This window comes from Roseivirga sp. UBA838 (genome assembly GCF_002296035.1).
GTDB classification, from domain to species: Bacteria; Bacteroidota; Bacteroidia; order Cytophagales; family Cyclobacteriaceae; genus Roseivirga; species Roseivirga thermotolerans.
Genome location: NZ_DBHC01000042.1, coordinates 248,058 through 249,912, shown reverse-complemented (window position 1 = coordinate 249,912; position 1,855 = coordinate 248,058). Strand labels below are relative to the sequence as shown.

The 1,855-nt window shown below is 33.4% G+C and carries 2 protein-coding genes; both read right to left on the bottom strand.

Annotated elements, in window-relative coordinates:
• Positions 1 to 355: 355 nt before the first annotated feature.
• On the bottom strand, positions 356 to 925 hold the full coding sequence (locus tag B3O12_RS16180; protein ID WP_286757070.1) for a hypothetical protein: 570 nt from the start codon (positions 923 to 925) through the stop codon (positions 356 to 358).
• A gap of 217 nt (positions 926 to 1,142) precedes the next feature.
• Complete coding sequence (locus B3O12_RS16175) at positions 1,143 to 1,433, bottom strand: hypothetical protein (protein WP_286757069.1); 291 nt, start codon at positions 1,431 to 1,433, stop codon at positions 1,143 to 1,145.
• Positions 1,434 to 1,855 lie beyond the last annotated feature (422 nt).

The window sequence follows — 1,855 nt, the reverse complement described above, 5'->3', positions numbered from 1 at the left end:
AGGTCAAAAGAACTGATTATAAAACCCTCCGAAGAGGGTTTTATGTTTTTAATAAATAATCGAAAGTACTACGTTAATATTTAGGTTCGTAACCTTTATTAAGAAAATCTTCAGAATTCATCCCACTCCCAGTCACGAGAAGTCCTTCATACTTCTCAAGAAATAAGTCTTGACTTTGGACGGAAAACCCACTATTTGAATATAACAGATACACCTCTCCGAGCTCCTCAAACTGCCTGCCTTCGCAACTCACTGTAACTTTTAAAATCTTCGACTTGGGATCATAAACTCTTTGTATTAAACAATCATCAATAATTGATTCACATTTTGATTCAAGGAAAAGAATTGGTCTCAACTACATGTCTTGCTCAATCGAGAAGACATGTTCAACCAAAGCGTTGTATGAAGTTCCATTATGAACTCTTTGCTTAAATACAAACTCTAATACTCCATCAGAATTATAATCTTTTAATTCAGTCGGTGAAGTGTCCAAAAGTCTATGTTCTTCTCTAAAACCTGACTCTCCATTTTCCATCCACTTTCCATTTATCTTCTGAGGCTGCTTGGATACAAGATTTCTTCCGTGGTCAAAGGCTAAAATATGATAATCCTTTATTCCCAGTGACCCATTTACTTTTAGGATATAAATTTCAACACCTGCGGAATACTCAATATTGAAAACAAGAAACCTAGTTTTCGGCAAAAGAAATTCTTCATACGAATTAAGAATAGAGTCGAACTTATTTTTAACCTGGAAAGGCAAATCAACTTCAATACCAAGACTATCCCTAAAAGTAGATATATTATTATCATCTCTCTTAACTACAAGAAATGCAAATTCCTTCTTACTCTGAGCGCATGCAAAAGTGACAAATCCAGAAAAGATTAAAATCACATTTATTTTAACAAACCAATCCTTGTTCATTCCTTCTTTTTTGCAGTAGTCTTATAAAAATTTATGTAAATAGCTCCTTTGTCCGCTAAAACTTTGCTGAACGTTGTTGTCTTTATCGACATTAACAAGATAAATCTACCTGAGTGATCCTCATTCTTTCTGTATTTATTACCTAGATAGTTGCCCAAAATATCTTCATCAATACTCTAAAATTTTAGTTTTCTCATTCTTTATTATTTCGTCTCCTTCAGGCTTTTTTATACCAACAGCAGAGTAAACAAGTTTTTTTTTCGTTTCCGAATATTATGATTTCATATATCAAAGAATCATAATTTGATTTGTAAAAAATCTGATCAGAATATTCAAACCTATGATAACCACCAATTGAATTCATTAATGATTGGTCACTTTTTAACTCTTCGAACTTCTCTAATAAAAAAGCTGGCGTATTGGATTTTTGAATCCTATCCACTACAACAGATGCAACCACCGCAAAGACAAAAACGCCTATGAAGTATTTCAAATACTTTCTTTTCATTAACCACCTCCTTGAGTCATCCTAAATTTAAGTTCCACGCCAATTATGAACTTTAGCCCCAATGTAAATCCAGTTTCCTGTTTTGTTGTCGTCTCATTTCGCACCAAGTGACAATCCCCCTTCATTCCCTTTTGCTGAACGTTGTTGTCTTTATCGACATTAAACAAGATAAATCTACCTGAGTGATCCTCATTCTTTCTGTATTTATTACCTAGATAGTTGCCCAAAATATCTTCATCAATACTCTAAAACTTTAGTTTTCTCATTCTTTATTATTTCGTCTCCTTCAGTTTTTTTTATACCAACAGCAGAATAAACAAGTTTTTTTTCGTTTCCGAATATTATGATAGGGTTACTCATTTAGATCGCATTTGTTAGATCCCAGTATACTAGCCACGAGCTGTGTCCTCACAGCGTCTTTT

Bases quoted from the DNA above. Each gene is read 5' to 3' on its own strand.
- B3O12_RS16180 (WP_286757070.1), bottom strand. From the start codon at position 925: ATGAACAAGGATTGGTTTGTTAAAATAAATGTGATTTTAATCTTTTCT.
- B3O12_RS16175 (WP_286757069.1), bottom strand. From the start codon at position 1,433: ATGAAAAGAAAGTATTTGAAATACTTCATAGGCGTTTTTGTCTTTGCG.